General features: G+C 75.7%; 17 protein-coding genes. 8 read left to right on the top strand and 9 right to left on the bottom strand.

Annotated features, from left to right (window positions below):
• Positions 1–54: 54 nt before the first annotated feature.
• Entirely contained in the window at positions 55–573 is a 519-nt protein-coding gene (locus KUM42_RS08910) for a hypothetical protein (protein WP_237496404.1), read from the bottom strand.
• Between the two features lie 43 nt (positions 574–616).
• Positions 617–1,297 (bottom strand): hypothetical protein, encoded by a 681-nt coding sequence (locus KUM42_RS08905; RefSeq protein WP_237496403.1) that lies wholly within the window; start codon positions 1,295–1,297, stop codon positions 617–619.
• A 79-nt stretch (positions 1,298–1,376) separates the two neighbouring features.
• On the opposite strand from KUM42_RS08905, the gene KUM42_RS08900 reads away from it, so the two are divergent.
• The gene (locus KUM42_RS08900) at positions 1,377–1,628 is read left to right on the top strand and encodes a DUF3253 domain-containing protein (protein ID WP_237496402.1); all 252 of its coding nucleotides are present in this window, start codon (positions 1,377–1,379) and stop codon (positions 1,626–1,628) included.
• A gap of 6 nt (positions 1,629–1,634) precedes the next feature.
• Here KUM42_RS08900 and KUM42_RS08895 read toward each other — a convergent pair whose 3' ends face one another.
• Positions 1,635–2,123: an Lrp/AsnC family transcriptional regulator gene (locus tag KUM42_RS08895; protein ID WP_237496401.1), complete on the bottom strand. Its 489-nt coding sequence runs from the start codon at positions 2,121–2,123 to the stop codon at positions 1,635–1,637.
• A gap of 203 nt (positions 2,124–2,326) precedes the next feature.
• Between KUM42_RS08895 and pdhA the strand changes: the two genes are divergently transcribed.
• From pdhA to KUM42_RS08870, 5 genes are all read left to right on the top strand, one after another.
• On the top strand, positions 2,327–3,469 hold the full coding sequence (pdhA, locus tag KUM42_RS08890; protein ID WP_237496400.1) for a pyruvate dehydrogenase (acetyl-transferring) E1 component subunit alpha: 1,143 nt from the start codon (positions 2,327–2,329) through the stop codon (positions 3,467–3,469).
• Between the two features lies 1 nt (position 3,470).
• Entirely contained in the window at positions 3,471–4,448 is a 978-nt protein-coding gene (locus KUM42_RS08885) for an alpha-ketoacid dehydrogenase subunit beta (RefSeq protein WP_237496399.1), read from the top strand.
• Complete coding sequence (locus KUM42_RS08880; protein ID WP_237496398.1) at positions 4,448–5,854, top strand: dihydrolipoamide acetyltransferase family protein; 1,407 nt, start codon at positions 4,448–4,450, stop codon at positions 5,852–5,854. Before KUM42_RS08885 ends, KUM42_RS08880 begins: the two co-directional genes overlap by 1 nt.
• 2 nt (positions 5,855–5,856) lie before the next feature.
• Complete coding sequence (locus KUM42_RS08875; RefSeq protein ID WP_237496397.1) at positions 5,857–7,068, top strand: AGE family epimerase/isomerase; 1,212 nt, start codon at positions 5,857–5,859, stop codon at positions 7,066–7,068.
• A 254-nt stretch (positions 7,069–7,322) separates the two neighbouring features.
• A complete protein-coding gene (locus KUM42_RS08870) occupies positions 7,323–7,616 on the top strand; it encodes a hypothetical protein (protein WP_237496396.1) in 294 nt (97 codons plus the stop codon).
• A gap of 192 nt (positions 7,617–7,808) precedes the next feature.
• On the opposite strand, the gene KUM42_RS08865 is transcribed toward KUM42_RS08870, so the two are convergent.
• From KUM42_RS08865 to KUM42_RS08850, 4 genes are read right to left on the bottom strand one after another with little or no spacing between them, the layout of a single operon-like run.
• Complete coding sequence (locus KUM42_RS08865; protein WP_237496395.1) at positions 7,809–8,069, bottom strand: HPr family phosphocarrier protein; 261 nt, start codon at positions 8,067–8,069, stop codon at positions 7,809–7,811.
• 32 nt (positions 8,070–8,101) lie between these two features.
• The gene (locus KUM42_RS08860; protein WP_237496394.1) at positions 8,102–10,195 is read right to left on the bottom strand and encodes a fructose-specific PTS transporter subunit EIIC; all 2,094 of its coding nucleotides are present in this window, start codon (positions 10,193–10,195) and stop codon (positions 8,102–8,104) included.
• Positions 10,196–10,215: 20 nt separating this feature from the next.
• On the bottom strand, positions 10,216–11,208 hold the full coding sequence (locus KUM42_RS08855) for a 1-phosphofructokinase family hexose kinase (protein WP_237496393.1): 993 nt from the start codon (positions 11,206–11,208) through the stop codon (positions 10,216–10,218).
• Positions 11,205–11,972, bottom strand: coding sequence for a DeoR/GlpR family DNA-binding transcription regulator (locus KUM42_RS08850; protein WP_237496392.1), 768 nt, complete (start codon positions 11,970–11,972; stop codon positions 11,205–11,207). Before KUM42_RS08850 ends, KUM42_RS08855 begins: the two co-directional genes overlap by 4 nt.
• 286 nt (positions 11,973–12,258) lie before the next feature.
• Between KUM42_RS08850 and KUM42_RS08845 the strand changes: the two genes are divergently transcribed.
• Together KUM42_RS08845 and KUM42_RS08840 are read left to right on the top strand one after the other, a co-directional pair.
• Positions 12,259–13,971 carry a phosphoenolpyruvate--protein phosphotransferase gene (locus KUM42_RS08845; RefSeq protein ID WP_237496391.1) on the top strand — a complete coding sequence of 571 codons (1,713 nt, stop codon included), beginning with the start codon at positions 12,259–12,261 and terminating at the stop codon, positions 13,969–13,971.
• 274 nt (positions 13,972–14,245) lie between these two features.
• Complete coding sequence (locus tag KUM42_RS08840) at positions 14,246–14,401, top strand: hypothetical protein (RefSeq protein ID WP_237496390.1); 156 nt, start codon at positions 14,246–14,248, stop codon at positions 14,399–14,401.
• An 89-nt stretch (positions 14,402–14,490) separates the two neighbouring features.
• Here the strand turns inward: KUM42_RS08840 and KUM42_RS08835 are convergent, their stop codons facing one another.
• Together KUM42_RS08835 and KUM42_RS08830 are read right to left on the bottom strand one after the other, a co-directional pair.
• The gene (locus KUM42_RS08835) at positions 14,491–15,315 is read right to left on the bottom strand and encodes a tyrosine-protein phosphatase (RefSeq protein ID WP_237496389.1); all 825 of its coding nucleotides are present in this window, start codon (positions 15,313–15,315) and stop codon (positions 14,491–14,493) included.
• Positions 15,312–16,244, bottom strand: a complete 933-nt coding sequence (locus tag KUM42_RS08830) for a 3-methyladenine DNA glycosylase (protein WP_237496388.1) — start codon at positions 16,242–16,244, stop codon at positions 15,312–15,314. The genes KUM42_RS08835 and KUM42_RS08830 overlap by 4 nt, the downstream gene beginning before the upstream one ends.

The following is a 16,244-nucleotide window of genomic DNA, read 5'->3' as shown; positions in this document are numbered from 1 at the left end:
GCCTCATGGAGTCCCAGCGCTCGGGGGACGCTGCGCTGGGACTCCGTGTAGCGCCTAGTCGCGGTCGAAGGCGGCGAGGGTGGCGTGGGTGACGGCGCCGTAGGCGGCGTGCGGGACGACGTCGCTGATCCAGTCGGTGGCCGACCAGGTGCGCGGGTCGGTGATGCCGAGGGCGGTCATCGGCCCGTTGGACCCGATGAGCACCGTGACGGTGCTCTGGGCGATGCCCACCAGCAGTGCGGGGCGGAAGCCGGCGGCACGCAGCAGCCCGGCGAGCACCCCGGCGCCGATCCCGGCGGCCAGCCCGGTCAGCGGCCCCAGCCCCTGCACCCGGTTGGACCGCTTCTCCTCGTCCCCGGGGATCTGCACGTGGACCTTGTCGGCGAGCGCCTCGACGGTCTGCTCGGGGGTGTCGCTGGTGCCCCGGCCCCGGATGGTCATGTCCAGGTAGGTGACGGCGTTGAGCGCCGTCGTCCCGGCGGCGCCGGCGGCGGCACCGCGCACCACCCAGCCGAGGGTGCTGATCCCGCGCCTGCCCTTGCCGAACGTCCCGATCGAGGTCTGCGTCGCCATGCCCGCGGGCTACCCGGCCCGCTGCGCCGGGCAAACGGTGAGGTCAGTCGCGGGTGAGGACGACGACCCGCAGCTCCCGGCGGTCGGCACGACGGCCCTCCCAGGCGGCCAGCCCCCCGACCAGGACCGTCAGCCCGAGGAGACCGCCGAGCAGGAGCAGGAAGGTGCTCGTCGGAGGGTCCACGTAGGTCCCCATGAACGGGTCGACAGGTACGTCGGCCACCCCGGGACCGCCCGGCGTGCCGGGGCCGACCGTCGTCCCGGCCCCGCCCGTCGTCCCGGCCCCGGCCGCGAGGACTTGCACCTGCGCGGCCAGCCCGGGGGGCACGGGGCCGGTGCCGCTGCACAGGCCCGCGGTCAGCTGCCCCGTCGGGTCGTCCGACGGTGCGGTGGCGAGGACCAGGAACGGTCCGTCCCCGGACAGCCCCAGCCCGCAGGACGCCGACGACGCCGCCGAGACCACCGTCTGTCGCGCACCGGCCGCGCCCTTGAGGACGGTGTCCACCGCGAACACGTGCACCACCGGGTCGTCGCTGCGGCTGGTCACCGGGTCGGGCCGCAACAGCTCCCGGGAGACGAGCGTGCCGGTGAAGACGACGTCGGCGCGCGCCAGCTGCTCGGCGGTGGTGGCCGGTGCACAGCTGCAGGCGGACGCCGCCGGGGCCAGGACCCACCCGGTGAGCACCAGCAGCCCACCGAGCAGGAGGACCAGCAGGCGGCGCACGCGGCGCAGCCTCCTCCTCCGGGGTGGCCGGGCGCCAGCACCTCGTGCACGGCGACCGCGGAGGGAGGACGCTGGCGGCATGGACGACGTCGACCGCGCGCTGGAGCGCACCATCGACGAGCTGCTCGACCAGCGCCGTCCCGAGGCGACGATCTGCCCGTCGGAGGCCGCGCGGGCGGTCGACCCGGAGGGCTGGCGGGCGCTGATGCCGGCCGCGCGGGCCGCGGCAGGGCGGCTGGTCGCCGAGGGTCGGGCCGAGGTCACCCAGCGCGGCGAGGTGGTCGACGTGGCCACCGCCCGCGGCCCGGTGCGGGTCCGCCGGCCGCGCTGAGCGCGCTCAGTCCTCGGTGCGGCCGTTGCCCGCGGCGCGTTCGAGCAGCGGGGTCATCCGGTGGTCGACGAACCGCCGCAGCGCCAGGTTGGTGTCGGTGCGCTGCACGCCGGGGACGGCCAGCACCTGCTCGGTGATCCGCCACAGGTCGTCGGCGTCGAGGGCCACCACCTGCACGAGCAGGTCGGCCACCCCCGACAGCCCCACCACCTCGAGCACCTCCGGGATGGCGGCCAGGGACGCCGCGACGTCGTCCAGGCCGCGCTGGGTGACCTGCACGGTGACGTAGGCGCTGAGCCGGTAGCCGAGGGCCTCGGGCCGGACCCGCCGGTCGAAGGGGTCCAGCACGCCGGCGGACTCCAGCCGGGCCAGCCGGGCCTGCACCGTGTTGCGGGCCAGGCCCAGCCGCTGGGCCAGGGCGAGCACGGTGGACCGGGGGTCCTCGGCGAGGGCGAGGACCAGGCGGGCGTCGGTGGCGTCCAGTCGGGCGGTCACGGTGGTCAGTCTGACATGCGAGGACGTCCTAGTAACGACATCGTGCGCACCACAGGGGGAGGTGGTTGCGCAGAACGACCGGTAGATGATCTCCTGACAGATGGACCGGCGTGCCACCATGGTGAGCGGCGCCACATCCAGCGCGGTACGGGCTCCCAGAGACGGGCACCCCGGTGCCCGGTGGAGCGCGAGACGGCGAGGAGATGCCCGAAGTGGACGTGCTGTCGGAGACGACCGAGATGGTCGACCCGGTGCCGGGGGCCGGAGTCCCCCACCTCCCGGACCAGCCCGACCTCGTCCAGCTGCTCACGCCGGAGGGCGAGCGCGTCGAGCACCCCGACTACGCGCTGGACGTCACCGCCGAGGAGCTCCGCGCCCTCTACCGCGATTTGGTGCTGGTGCGCCGCTGGGACGCCGAGGCGACCGCGCTGCAGCGGCAGGGCGAGCTGGGGCTGTGGGCCTCGCTGCTGGGCCAGGAGGCCGCACAGGTCGGCGCCGGCCGGGCGCTCATGCCCGCGGACATGGCCTTCCCGACCTACCGCGAGCACGGCGTCGCCTGGACCCGCGGGGTCGACCCGCTGCACGTGATCAGCATGTTCCGCGGCGTCGACCAGGGCGGCTGGGACCCCGTGGCCACCGGCTTCAACCTCTACACGGTGGTCATCGGCGCGCAGACCCTGCACGCCACCGGCTACGCGATGGGCATGCAGCGCGACGGCGCGGACGCCGCGACGCTGGCCTTCCTCGGCGACGGCGCGACCAGCCAGGGCGAGGTCAACGAGGCGATGATCTGGGCGGCCACCTTCGCCGCCCCCGTCGTCTTCTTCTGCCAGAACAACCAGTACGCGATCAGCGCGCCGATCGAGCGGCAGTCCCGCGTGCCGCTGTACCAGCGCGCCTCGGGGTTCGGCTTCCCCGGCGTGCGGGTCGACGGCAACGACGTCCTCGCCGTCCTGGCCGTGACCCGGGCCGCGCTCGCCGCCGCCCGCGAGGGCTCCGGACCCACGTTCATCGAGGCCTACACCTACCGGATGGGCGCGCACACGACGTCGGACGACCCGACCCGCTACCGGCTGGCCAGCGAGCTGGAGGAGTGGGCGCTGCGCGACCCGATCGCGCGGGTCAAGGCGCACCTGTCGCGCAGCGGGCTGGCCGACGCCGCCTTCTTCGACGCCGTGGACGCCGAGGGCGACGAGCTCGCCGTGCGGATCCGCACCGGCACGCGGGAGCTGCCCGAGCCCGCCGGCACGGAGATCTTCGACCACGTCTACGCCGAGACGACGCCCGAGCTGGCGCAGCAGCGCGCCGAGTTCGTGGCGTACCGCGCCTCGTTCGAGGAGGCCTGACATGAGCGAGACGCTCACCATCGGCAAGGCGCTGAACCTGGGCCTGCGCCGGGCCCTGGAGGACGACCCCAAGGTCGTGCTCATGGGCGAGGACATCGGCCGCCTCGGCGGGGTCTTCCGGGTCACCGACGGCCTGCAGAAGGACTTCGGCGAGCAGCGCGTGGTCGACACCCCGCTGGGCGAGGCCGGCATCCTCGGCACCGCCGTCGGCCTGGCCATGCGCGGCTACCGGCCGGTCTGCGAGATCCAGTTCGACGGGTTCGTCTTCCCCGCCTACAACCAGATCGTCACCCAGGTGGCCAAGCTGCACGCCCGCTCCCGCGGCCGGCTGCCGATGCCGATCGTCATCCGGATCCCCTTCGGCGGCGGCATCGGTGCGGTCGAGCACCACAGCGAGAGCCCCGAGGCGTACTTCGCGCACACCGCGGGCCTGAAGGTGGTCGCCGTCAGCACCCCGGCCGACGCCTACTGGGGCATCCAGCAGGCCGTCGCCTCCCCGGACCCGGTCGTCTTCCTCGAGCCCAAGCGCCGGTACTGGGAGAAGGGCGCCGTCGACCCCGACGCCACGCCCGACCCGCTGTTCGGCTCCCGCGTCGTCCGCGGCGGGGACGACGTCACCGTGCTGGCCTACGGCCCGATGGTGAAGACGGCGCTGCAGGCCGCCGAGGCCGCCGCGGCCGACGGCCACTCGCTGGAGGTCATCGACCTGCGCACGCTGTCGCCGCTGGACCTCGAGCCGGTGTTCGCCTCCGTGCGGCGCACCGGCCGCTGCGTCGTCGTCCACGAGGCGCCGGTGACCCTGGGCCTGGGCGCGGAGATCGCCGCCCGGGTGACCGAGACCTGCTTCCACTCCCTGGAGGCGCCGGTGCTGCGCGTGGGTGGCTACGACACCCCGTACCCGCCGGCCAAGCTGGAGGAGGAGTACCTCCCCGACCTCGACCGCGTGCTCGACGCCGTCGACCGATCGCTGGGGTTCTGATGCCCGACCTGCGCCAGTTCAAGCTCCCCGACGTCGGCGAGGGCCTCACCGAGGGCGAGATCCTCACCTGGCTGGTCGCGGTGGGCGACACCGTCACGGTGAACCAGCCGCTGTGCGAGGTCGAGACGGCCAAGGCCGCCGTCGAGCTGCCCAGCCCCTTCGCCGGCACCGTCACCGAGCTGCTCTTCGAGGCCGGGACGACGGTCGACGTGGGCGCGCCGATCATCACCATCGACCTCGGTGGGGACGCACCGGCGCCGGCGCCCGAGCGCACCGCCGTCCTGGTCGGCTACGGGCCGCGCACCACCGAGGCGACCCGCCGTCCCCGCCGGGCGGCGGCGCCGCAGGTGCTGCCCGAGGCCGACTACGGCTCCGGCGCCGGGCGCCCGTCGCTGCTGCCCAGCGCGCCGGACGCGACGGTCAAGCCGGTCCGCCTCGGCGGCCTGGAGGCCGGGCGGGCCGCGGAGGCACACGCCACCGTCGCCGACACCCAGGCTGCCGCGCCGACCTCGCCGGTGCCCGGCTCCGGTCCGCTGCGCCCGCTGGCCAAGCCGCCGGTGCGCAAGTACGCCAAGGACGTCGGGGTCGACCTGGCCACGGTCAGCGGCACCGGCGCGGGCGGCGTCATCACCCGTGCCGACGTCGACGCCGTGCGGGGGGCCGCCGACCACCCGACCGGCACGGCCACCGTGCGCACCGAGGTGACGCTGGACGAGACGCGGATCCCGGTCAGGGGCGTGCGCAAGCACACCGCCGCGGCGATGGTGGCCAGCGCGTTCACCGCGCCGCACGTCACCGTCTTCCACACCGTCGACGTCACCCGCACCATGAAGCTGCGGCAGCGGCTCCTGGCCCGCCCCGAGCTGGCCGGGGTGAAGGTCAGCCCGCTGGTGTTCGTGGCCCGGGCGCTGCTGCTGGCGGTGAAGCGGCACCCGATGGTGAACAGCTCCTGGGACGAGGCGGCCCAGGAGATCGTGGTGAAGAGCCGGGTCAACCTGGGCATCGCCGCGGCCACCCCGCGCGGGCTGGTCGTGCCCAACATCAAGGACGCCGGCTCGCTCTCCCTGCCCCAGCTGGCCGGGGCGCTGGCCGACCTGACCGCCACCGCGCGCGCCGGGCGCACCTCACCCGCCGAGATGAGCGACGGCACCATCACGATCACCAACGTCGGCGTGTTCGGCGTCGACACCGGCACGCCGCTGCTCAACCCCGGCGAGTCGGCGATCGTGGCCTTCGGGGCGATCCGCGAGACGCCGTGGGTGCACAAGGGCAAGGTCGTGCCGCGGCAGGTGACCACGCTGGCGATGTCCTTCGACCACCGGATCATCGACGGCGAGCTCGGCTCGAAGTTCCTCGCCGACCTCGGCGCGCTGCTGCACGACCCGGGCACTGCTCTTACGTTCTGACCATGCGCACCCAGCTGCCGTCCCTGCTCGCCTTCGCCGCCCGGTCGCGGGTGTCCGGCGGCTTCGGGTGGCTGGACGACGCCGGCGAGCTGCTCGACCGGCCGGTCGAGACCTGGATCAGCGCCCGGATGACCCACGTCTTCGCGCTCGGGTCGCTGCTGGGCCACCCCGGCGCGGACGAGCTCGCTGCGCACGGGGTCGCCGCGCTGCGCACCGGGCCGCTGCACGACGCCGAGCACGGCGGCTGGCGGTCCAGCGCGGACGACGCGGGCCGCGGGGACGAGGAGCGGGGCGACGACACCAAGGCCGCCTACGTGCACGCCTTCGTCGTCCTGGCCGGGGCGAGCGCCACCGCCGCCGGCACCCCGGGCGGGCGGGAGCTGCTCGAGGAGGCGCTCGGGGTGTGGGAGGGCCGGTTCTGGGACGACGAGGAGGGCCTGGCCCGGGAGTCCTTCGACCGCACCTGGGCCACCGGCGAGGACTACCGCGGCGCCAACGCCAACATGCACGGCGTGGAGGCGATGCTGGCCGCGGCCGACGCACTCGCCACCACCGACCCCGGGACGGCGGCCCGGCTGCGCACCCACACCCTCCGGGCGGTCGAGCGGGTGGTGCACGGCTGGACCCGCGAGCGCGACTGGCGGCTGCCGGAGCACTACACGCACTCCTGGGAGCCGCTGCCGGAGTTCAACCGGGACCGCCCCGCCGACCCGTTCCGGCCCTACGGCATCACCGTCGGGCACCAGTTCGAGTGGTCGCGGCTGTGCCTGCACCTCGCGGCCGCCCTCGGTGAGCACGCGCCGGGGTGGCTGTCCGCCGACGCCGACCGGCTGTTCGTCGCCGCCGCGGAGCGGGGCTGGGCCGCCGACGGGCACCCGGGCTTCCCGTACACGCTGGACTGGGACGACGCCCCGGTGGTCGGCGCCCGGATGCACTGGGTGGTCTGCGAGGCCGTGGCCGCCGCGGCCGTGCGCTACGCGGTGACCGGTGACCCGCGCGCCGCCACGCTGCAGCGCACGTGGGAGGAGCTGGGCGACCGGCTGTTCCTGGACCCGGCGACCGGCAGCTGGCACCACGAGCTGACGCCCGAGGGCGCCCCCAGCACCGGCACCTGGGTCGGCCAGCCCGACGCGTACCACCTGACGCAGATGCTGCTGCTGCCCGGCCTGCCGGTGCGCGGCAGCCTCGCCGCCGCCCTCCGCGCACCCCGCTGAGCTGCCCCTCCGCCGTCCCGGGGTGCTTGGATGACCCGGTCGTGTCGGGGGGCGCACAGGGGAGCGGGTCGACCGTGACAGGAGCAGGACGTCTGCACCGGGGGCGCGCCGAGGCGGCCCGGGAACCGGTGACTGTGGCGACCCTGCTCGCCTGGCGGCGGACCGGGCTGGGCTCCTCCCTGGCCGGGGTGATCGCTGTGGGAGCCGGGCTGACACTGGTCGCACTCACAGGGGGCTCCGCCCAGGCAGTCGGCGTGGTGCTGGTCCTCGTGGGCGGTGCCTGTGGGGTCGCCGGCTCGTCCTTCCTCCGGCGGGTCTGGTCGGACGGGCTGGTCGCCGCGGATCCCGGCGTGCCGCGCTTGCGGAGCTGGGCTGCAGCTCCGGTCCTCGGGTGGTGTGCGGCCGTCCTGGTCGGCTTCGTCAACCGGTTGCTGCCCGAGGACCTCGACTGGATGCGCTGGCTCGGGTGGGTCCTGGCCGGCTCGGCCGTGGCGGCCTACCTGTGGTTGCTCGTCCTCGTCATCCGGTGGCGGCCTGCCCTGGTGTGAGGCGCGGCCCCTCTCCCCGCGTGTCCTCCCGACTCGGGGCGGACGGATGTGGCTGGCCCAGTGAGGGGGCCTGCGAGGGCTGACCGGCCCAGCACACGACAGCGCCCGTCCTCCCCGCGGAGGACGGGCGCTGCGTCGTCCGGCCCCGTCCAGAGGCTCGCCCCGAGCGTGCGAGGGGGACGGGGTCCTTCGTCAGTCGGCGTCGAGGTCGCTGGCGACCATGGCGGCGATGCGGCCCAGCACGGCCTCGTCGTCGGAGCTGACGACGACGTCCGTGCCCTGCTTGGCGCCGAGCGTCATGATCATCAGCGGCGAGCCCGCGTCGATCTGGTTGCCGCCGGGGGTGGCCAGGGTGACGGGCACGCCGGACTTGGTGACCGCCTCGGCGATGAGGGCGGCGGGGCGGGCGTGCAGCCCGACGGAGGAGCCGACGGTCACGGTCTTGGAGGGCATCGGTGCCTGCCTTTCTGGTCGACGTGCTCGTCTCAGTGTGCCGGGGCGCCGCCGGGCAGGGAGGTGCGGGCCAGGTCGGCGGTGCGCTCACCGGAGCCATCGGCACGGGCCGGTGTCTGCTTGATGCTCTTGGCGACCACGACCGCGAGACCGCCCACGACCGTGCCGGCGACGAGTCCGATCGCCCAGGCGACCCACCCGCTGACGGCGAAGAAGACGAAGACCCCGCCGTGCGGTGCCGACAGCTCGACGCCGCAACCGGCGACGATCGCGCCGGTGGTGGCGCTGCCGAGCACGACCGCCGGGATGACCCGTCGGCGGTCGTTGGCGGCGAACGGGACGGCGCCCTCGGAGATGAACGCCAGCCCCAGCAGCCAGGCGGCCCGGCCGCTGGCGCGCTCGGCGGGGGTGAACAGCCGCGGCCGCAGGACCGTGCTGGCCAGCGCCAGCGCCAGCGGCGGGATCATCCCGGCGGTCATCACCGCGGCCATGACGACCAGCGGTCCGGTGTTGTCGGTCGGGTCGGTGAACCAGCTGGACAGCCCGGTGGTCGCGAAGGCGTAGGCGGCCTTGTTGACCGGGCCGCCCACGTCGAAGGCCATCATCGCGCCCAGCAGCACGCCCACCACGATCCAGGAGCTCCCCGACAGCCCGTCGAGCCCCTCGGTCAGCCAGGTGCCCGCGGCGGCCAGCGGCCGGCCGAGCACCATCGCCATCAGCCCGCCGGCGACCAGCGTCGCGCCGACCGGCACGATCACCACCGGCATCAGCCCGCGGACGAAGTCCGGCACCCGCAGGCCCCCCAGCCAGCGGGCCACCAGGCCGGCGATCAGCCCGCCGGCCAGGCCGCCGAGGAACCCCGCGCCCACGGTCGTGGCGACCACGCCCACGGTGAAGCCGGGTGCCAGGCCGGGCCGGCCGGCGATGGCGTAGGCGGTGTAGCCGGCCAGTGCCGGCACGAGGAAGCCGAAGGCCAGGCTGCCGAGCAGGAACAGCAGGGCACCCGTGTAGCCCGCCAGCCCGCCGCGCAGGTCGGCGACGTCACTGGTGGGCAGGTCGAACAGCGAGTGGTCGAGCACCCAGCTCTGCGCGTAGGACACGGTGGTGCCCGGGGCGGTGGTCGAGACCGGGTACCCGGCCAGCAGGAAGCCCAGGGCGATGAGCAGCCCGCCCGCCGCGACGAACGGGATCATGTGGCTGACGCCGGTCAGCAGCCAGCGGTTGACCTCGCTGCCCGCGCGACGGGGCGTGCCGACGCCGAGGCGGCCCGCGCTGCCCGCGGGGGTGGCGGGCACCCGCCGGGCCTGCGGGTCGTCGGCGGCGGCCAGCGCGTCGGCGATGAGCTGACCGGGTGCGCTGATCGCCCGCCCGGTGCCGGTCTGCACCACCGGCTTGCCGGCGAACCGCTCCGGGGCCTCGACGCCGACGTCGACGGCGAACACGACCGCGTCGGCCGCCGCGACCACCGCCGGGTCCAGCGGGGTGGCACCGGAGGCGCCCTGGGTCTCCACGTGCAGCTCGACACCGGCCTCGCGGGCGGCGGCGGCGAGCCGGTCGGCGGCCAGGTAGGTGTGCGCGATCCCGGTGGGGCAGGCGGTGACCGCGACCAGCCGGCGGACCGGGCGCGGCGGCGCGACAGGCGCTGCGACGGGCGCTGCGACGGGCGCCGCCGGCGCGGGGGACACGACGTCCTGCACCAGCTGCACCACCTCCGCCGGGGTCGCCGCGGCACGCAGCGAGGCGACGAACTCCGGGCGCACCAGCGCCCGGGCCAGTGCGCTGAGCAGGGTGAGGTGGTCGGCGTCGCCGTGCTCGGGGGCGGCGATGAGGAAGACGAGGTCGGCCGGACCGTCGGCGGCACCGAAGTCGACGGCGGGGGAGAGCCGGGCGAAGGCCAGCGTCGGCCGGGTGACGCTGGCGGACCGGCAGTGCGGGATGGCGATGCCGCCGGGCAGCCCGGTGGCCGCCTTCGCCTCCCGGGCCATCGCGTCGGCGTGCAGGGCCTCGGCGCCGGTGGCCCGGCCGGTCGCGGCGACCAGCCCGGCCAGCACGGCGACCACGCCGCCCCGGTCCGGGCCGAGGTCGGCGTCCAGCGTCACCAGTTCGGTGGTGAGCAGCGCGGGCACGGCAGTCCCCTCGGCGGCGGTCACCGGCGGGCCCCCACCGGGGCCGGGACGCCGGGGACGACGTCGACGGTCACGAGGCCGACCTGGGCGGGCGTGGGGACGGCGGACCCGGGCAGCGCGGCCGCGGCGGTGCCGTGCGCGACGGCCGACCGGAGCCGGGCGGCGGGGGCCGCGCCGGCGAGGTCGGCCAGCAGGTACCCGGCGAGGCTGCTGTCGCCGGCGCCGACCGTGCTGCGGACCGCGACCGGGTGCGGCCGGGCCGACCAGCGCCCGCCGTCGGCAGTGGACAGCTCCGCCCCGTCGGCGCCGCGGGTCAGCAGCACCTCGCCGACGCCGCGTCCGTGCAGCCAGGCCACGGTGGCCCGGGCGGCGTCCGGGTCGTCGACGAGCGCGGCCTCGGGGACGCCGGCCAGCTGGGCGAGCTCGGCGGTGTTCGGGGTGAGCAGGTCGGGTGCGGCGTCCGGGCCGGCGGCGAGCAGCGCCTGCAGCGGCTCCTCGGAGGTGTCGACGGCGATCCGCGCGCCGGTGCCGCGCAGCGCCCGGACCACGGTGGCGTACCAGTCGACCGGCACTCCCGGCGGCAGCGACCCGGACAGCACCACCCACCGCGCCGAGGCGGCCGCGGTGAGCACCGCCTGCTGCAGCGCCGCGAGGGTGGCCGGCTCCAGCCGCGGGCCGGGCTCGTTCAGCTTCGTCGTCGTCCCGTCGGGTTCGGTGAGCGTGTGGTTGGTGCGCACCGGCACGTCGATCGGCACGGCCGCCACCGGCAGGCCCAGCGCGTGCAGTGCGGAGACCAGCGGGTCGTCGGAGGCCGCCGGGAGCACGGCCAGCACGTCGGCGCCGGCCGCGGCGAGCGCCCGCGCGACGTTGACGCCCTTGCCGCCGGGCTCGGTGCGGGCAGCGCCCAGCCGGGTCAGCGTGCCGCGGGCCAGCGGGCCGGGCAGCTCCAGGGTGCGGTCGACACTGGGGTTCGCGGTGAGCGTGACCACCGTGGCGGGGAGCGGGCTGCTCACGCGACGACCACCTCCACCCCGCACCGCTGGAGCTCGCCGACGAGCGCGGGGTCGGCCTCGTCGTCGGTGACCAGGACGTCGACCTCGGGAACGGCCGCGAAGCGCACCAGGTGCTCGCGGCCCAGCTTGGTGCTGTCGCCGAGCACCACCACGCGCTGCCCGGCCCGGGCCATGGCGCGCTTGACGGCGGCCTCGGACTCGTCGGGGGTGGAGAAGCCGTGCTCGGCGCTGATGCCCTTGGTGCCCAGGAAGGCGACGTCGGCGCGGAGCCCGGTGAGCGCGGCCACGGTGGACTCCCCGACGGCCGACTGGGTGGTGCCGCGCACGCGGCCGCCGAGCAGGTGCAGCGTGAGGCCCGGTGCACCGGCGAGCCGGGCGGCGATCGGCACCGAGTTGGTCGCTGCCACCAGCGGGCGGTCACCGGTGAGCAGCTCGGCGAGGGCTGCGGTGGAGCTGCCGCCGTCGAGGATGATGCTGCCCCCGGCCGGGGGCAGCTGCGCCAGTGCGGCGGCGGCGATCCGGCGCTTGGCGTCGGTACGGGTCCGCCGCCGCTCGCCGAGGGCGGGCTCCACCACGGCCAGCGCGCCGATCGGCACGGCCCCGCCGTGCACCCGGCGCAGCATCCCGGCCCGCTCGAGGACGGCGAGGTCGCGGCGGACGGTCTCGGTGGTGACCCCGAAGTGCTCGGCCACGGCGGTGACGGCGACCCGGCCGCGCTCGGTCACGAGCCCGGCGATCGCCTGCTGGCGCTCCTCGGCGTACACGGTCACCTCCCGGGCGGCTGGGGGCAGGCAAGGACGGGGCAGCAGGGGGCAGGCAGCGGCGCGCGGCCGGGCCGTGCCGGGGGAGTGGGGAGCGCCCCGCCCGGTCGTGTGGGAACGCAGCTGCGTTCATGTTGTTCTACGTGGGATCAGTTGACAAGTCAAGGACGAGTGGTGACCCTGGTCACGAGCGCACCATCGTCGCTGCGCAGCTCCGCCACGTGACCGCTACGAAGCGACTCGTTCGCCCCGATGTCCGCCCTCGGGTCGGCAGACAGGTAGGCAAGGCATGTCCAGCCAGACCGGCTCCCCGTTCGTCGCGGAGGCCCCCGGGGGCGCGGTGGTGCTGACCGGGACACCGGTGGTCCCCGGAGTGGCGATGGGCCCGGTCGTCCGGCCGGTCGGGTCGGTGGCGCTGCCGGCGACGCGCGGCCCGTGGATCCCGGAGAGCGAGCGCGGCGTCGAGCTGGAGCGCTTCGCCGCCGCCTCCGACGCGGTCGCCGAGCGGCTGGCGACCCGGGCCTCGGCGGCCACCGGGGTCAGTGCCGAGGTGCTCAACACCACCGCGCAGCTGGCGCGCGACCGCGGCCTGCTGTCCACCGTCGAGCAGCGCATCGCCGACGGCGCCTCGGCCGAGGTGGCCACCGTGGGCGCGGCCGACCAGTTCGTGGCGCTGTTCAGCAGCCTGGGCGGTGTCATGGCCGAGCGGGCCACCGACGTCCGTGACGTCCGCGACCGGATCGTCGCCCAGCTCACCGGGCAGGGCGAGCCCGGCGTCCCTGCGCCGGACACCCCCTCGATCCTGCTCGCCGACGACCTGGCCCCCGCCGACACCGCGGGTCTCGACCCGGCGAAGATCATCGGTCTGGCCATCCGGCTGGGCGGGGCCACCAGTCACACCGCCATCATCGCCCGCCAGCTCGGCCTGCCCTGCGTCGTCGGCGTGGGCGGGCTCTCCGACGTGCCCGAGGGGGCCACCGTGCTGGTCGACGGCGAGCACGGCACCGTGACCGTGGACCCCGACCCGGGGCACGCCAAGGCACTGGTGCACACCGCGGCCAAGGCCGCGACCGTGCTGGCCGACTACCGCGGCCCCGGCGCCACCCGTGACGGGCACCGGGTGGAGGTGCTGGCCAACGTGCAGGACGGCGCCGGTGCCCGGGCCGCGGCCGACGCGCACGCCGAGGGGGTCGGCCTGCTGCGCACCGAGCTGGCCTTCTTCGGGCGCACCGAGGAGCCCTCGGTGGAGGAGCAGACCGAGATCTACAAGGGCGTGTTCGCCGCCTTCCCCGGCGGCAAGGTCGTGATGCGCACGCTGGACGCCGGGTCGGACAAGCCGCTGCCGTTCGCCACCCCGCCCAACGAGGCCAACCCGGCCCTCGGCGTCCGCGGGCTGCGCACCGCCCGGCGCGACCCCGGGCTGCTCACCCGTCAGCTCGACGCGGTGGCCGAGGCGGCCCGCTCCACCGGTGCCGACCCGTGGGTGATGGCCCCGATGGTGGCCACCGTCGCCGAGGCGGTCGAGTTCGCCGCCCAGGCGCGCGAGCGCGGCATGAGCCCCGGGGTGATGGTCGAGGTGCCCTCGGTCGCGGTCCTGGCCGACCGCTTCCTCGAGCACCTGGACTTCCTGTCGATCGGCACCAACGACCTCTCGCAGTACACCCTGGCCGCCGACCGGCTCTCCGCCGACCTGGCCGACCTCACCGACCCCTGGCAGCCGGCCCTGCTGGCGCTGGTGCAGCTGACCGCGGCGGCCGGCGTCCGGGCCGGCAAGCCCGTCGGGGTGTGCGGCGAGGCGGCGGCCGACCCGCTGCTGGCCTGCGTGCTCGTGGGGATGGGGGTCTCGTACCTGTCGTGTGCGGCCGGCTCGATCGCCGGCGTCGGGGCGCGGCTGGCGTCGGTCGACCTGGCCGCCTGCCAGCGCGCCGCCGAGGTGGCGCTGGCCGCCGCCGACCCCCAGTCCGCGCGCACGGCCGCCCGGACGGCGCTGGCCGACAGCTGACCCCCGGCCCGTCGTCGCGACGGGCCGGCCGTACCGCTCAAGTCCCGAGCCCCACCGGTCGATGAGACCGGTGGGGCTCTGTCGGTCGTGCGGGTGGACGGCAGGCTGCCGAGGTGGACGCCGGGTGACGGATCGTCGGCTTCTCCTCCCTTCGGGTGAACGATCCGTCGGAAGCTTCGGCGACACGCCCTTGGATCCGATGGAATAGAAGCCGTCGCGCCTGCTTTAATGTGGGCGTAACAACCACTCGGGACCACCGGAAGAAGGCAGTGACATGAGCAGCGTGACCTCCAGCTGGCGTCAGCGTCGGCAGGCGTCGCGTACGCGCCGCGCCCTGGACCAGGCCGTCGCACGCACCAGCAGCCCCGCCATGCGCGACGAGCTGCTGACCCTCGCGAACAGCACCCAGTTCACCAACATCCTGCGCTGAACGCCGTCGCCCTCCGCTGAGGGCGAGCACAGGTACGCACTGCGACCCCGGACTCCCTGAGGGAGCCGGGGTCCTCTGCTGTCCGGGGGCTAGCGGAGGCGGGCGCGCAGGGCCGACTGCTCGTCGGGGCCGAAGCCGTGCTGCTCGAGCCAGCCCAGCGGGCCGCCCCAGCGCTGGTCGACCAGCTCCAGCACCCGCCGCATCGTCTCCGCCCGCGGGGTGTGGTGGGCGACGGGGCGGGCCATGTCCTCGGCGTAGGTGGCGGTGGCGGCCAGCCGGGCCACGACCGCGTCGATGACCTCCGTGGTGAGCGCGTAGTCGGCGACGATCGCCTCGGTCCCGACGCCGGCGACCGCCAGGGCCAGTGCGCAGACGACCCCGGTGCGGTCCTTGCCCGCGGCGCAGTGCACCACCACCGCGCCCGGCCCCCCGGCCGCCAGCGACCGCAGCGCGGCGACCACCTGGTCGGGGCTGTCGGTGAGGTACCCGAGGTAGGAGCGCACGGCCGGGGGCTCGCCCTCGTCGGCGGGCCCGACCTGGCGCGGGAGCACCGACTCGCCCCAGCCGGCGGGCAGCTGCGCGCGCACCTCCGCCTCGTCGAGCTCGGCGGCGAAGACGTCGGTGCGCAGCCCCCGCTCGGGCAGCAGCCCGACGTGCCGGTGCGTGACCTCGGCGACCTCCCGCAGTGGTCCGCGGCCCTCCATGACGATCTCGGCCGTGGTGCGCAGGTCGAGCACCTCGGTGAGCCCGGTGTCCTCGACCAGCCGGCGGACGTCGGCAGCGCTCAGGTCCTGCAGGTCGTCGCTGCGCAGCACCCGGCCGAACGCCGTCGTCCCGCCGTCGGTGGTGGGCAGCCCGCCCAGGTCACGGGTGTTGGCGGTGCCGTCCAGGTGCAGCCAGCGGTCGGTGCTCACCCACCCGACCGTAGGGCCTCAGCCCTCGTCGAGCAGGTCGCGGACGACGGCCAACAGCCGCTCGCGGAGCACCGCGCCGCGGGCGGCGAAGCCGCGCTGGGCGGTGACGTAGGTCGCCTTGCCCTCCGGTGTCTCGACGGCGACCGGTGCGTACCCGTGCCCGCTGAGGTCGTAGGGCGAGGCGCGCATGTCCAGCTCACGGACGTCGGCGGCGAGGGCGAAGCAGTCGGCCAGCAGCTCGCCGGGGTGGCCGGGCTGAGCTTGTAGGCCCACTTGTAGAGGTCCATGGTGGCGTGCAGGCAGCCGGGCTGCTCGAGCTGCTGCTGGGTGTCCCGGGTGGGCTGCAGCGTGTTGCGCGGCACGCCGGCCCGGGTGAAGAAGCGGAACGCGTCGATGTGGCTGCACTGCACCTTGTGCGACTCCACCACGGCGTCGGTGCCGGCCTGGCCCAGCCGCAGCGGCAGCTCGTGGCGCACCTCGCCGTCCCCGGGGCGGTAGAGCATCGCCCACTCGTGCATCCCGAAGCACCCGAACTGCCCGGCCCGGCCCGCGGTGGCGCTCAGCAGGCCCTCGACCCAGCCGGCCGCTGACCGCCGCTTGGCCAGGAACGCCGGCCGGTCCAGACCGACACCCCGGACGGCGTCGCCGTCGGCGGTCAGGCCGTCGACCTCGGCGTACAGCGGCCAGGCCAGCCGCTCGCGGGCGGCGTCCCCGAGGAGCACCGTGCCGGCGCCGGGGTGCCAGCGGCGCAGCCGGTTCGGGGTCTCGGAGTAGTAGGTGAAGAGGAAGTCCAGCACCGGGTGGGCGGTGCCGGTCCGGCGACGTTCCTGGTGGGGCGCGACCCAGGTGTCCATCCGCGCCTGGTGCGCGGCCTCCCGTGCGGTCCACTCCGCCTCGGCCAGGGCCGTCGGGGCAGCGGTCAGCAGCAC

It is taken from the genome of Modestobacter sp. L9-4, assembly GCF_019112525.1.
Classification (GTDB): domain Bacteria; phylum Actinomycetota; class Actinomycetes; order Mycobacteriales; family Geodermatophilaceae; genus Modestobacter.
The sequence above is the reverse complement of the archived record's forward strand: the minus strand, read 5'-3'. Positions and strand labels throughout refer to the sequence as shown.

Coding starts and splice junctions, on each gene's coding strand:
- KUM42_RS08840 (WP_237496390.1), top strand. CDS start 14,246: ATGAGCAGCGTGACCTCCAGCTGGCGTCAGCGTCGGCAGGCGTCGCGT.
- KUM42_RS08910 (WP_237496404.1), bottom strand. CDS start 573: ATGGCGACGCAGACCTCGATCGGGACGTTCGGCAAGGGCAGGCGCGGG.
- KUM42_RS08900 (WP_237496402.1), top strand. CDS start 1,377: ATGGACGACGTCGACCGCGCGCTGGAGCGCACCATCGACGAGCTGCTC.
- KUM42_RS08885 (WP_237496399.1), top strand. CDS start 3,471: ATGAGCGAGACGCTCACCATCGGCAAGGCGCTGAACCTGGGCCTGCGC.
- KUM42_RS08880 (WP_237496398.1), top strand. CDS start 4,448: ATGCCCGACCTGCGCCAGTTCAAGCTCCCCGACGTCGGCGAGGGCCTC.
- KUM42_RS08875 (WP_237496397.1), top strand. CDS start 5,857: ATGCGCACCCAGCTGCCGTCCCTGCTCGCCTTCGCCGCCCGGTCGCGG.
- KUM42_RS08865 (WP_237496395.1), bottom strand. CDS start 8,069: ATGCCCTCCAAGACCGTGACCGTCGGCTCCTCCGTCGGGCTGCACGCC.
- pdhA (WP_237496400.1), top strand. CDS start 2,327: ATGCCCGAAGTGGACGTGCTGTCGGAGACGACCGAGATGGTCGACCCG.
- KUM42_RS08845 (WP_237496391.1), top strand. CDS start 12,259: ATGTCCAGCCAGACCGGCTCCCCGTTCGTCGCGGAGGCCCCCGGGGGC.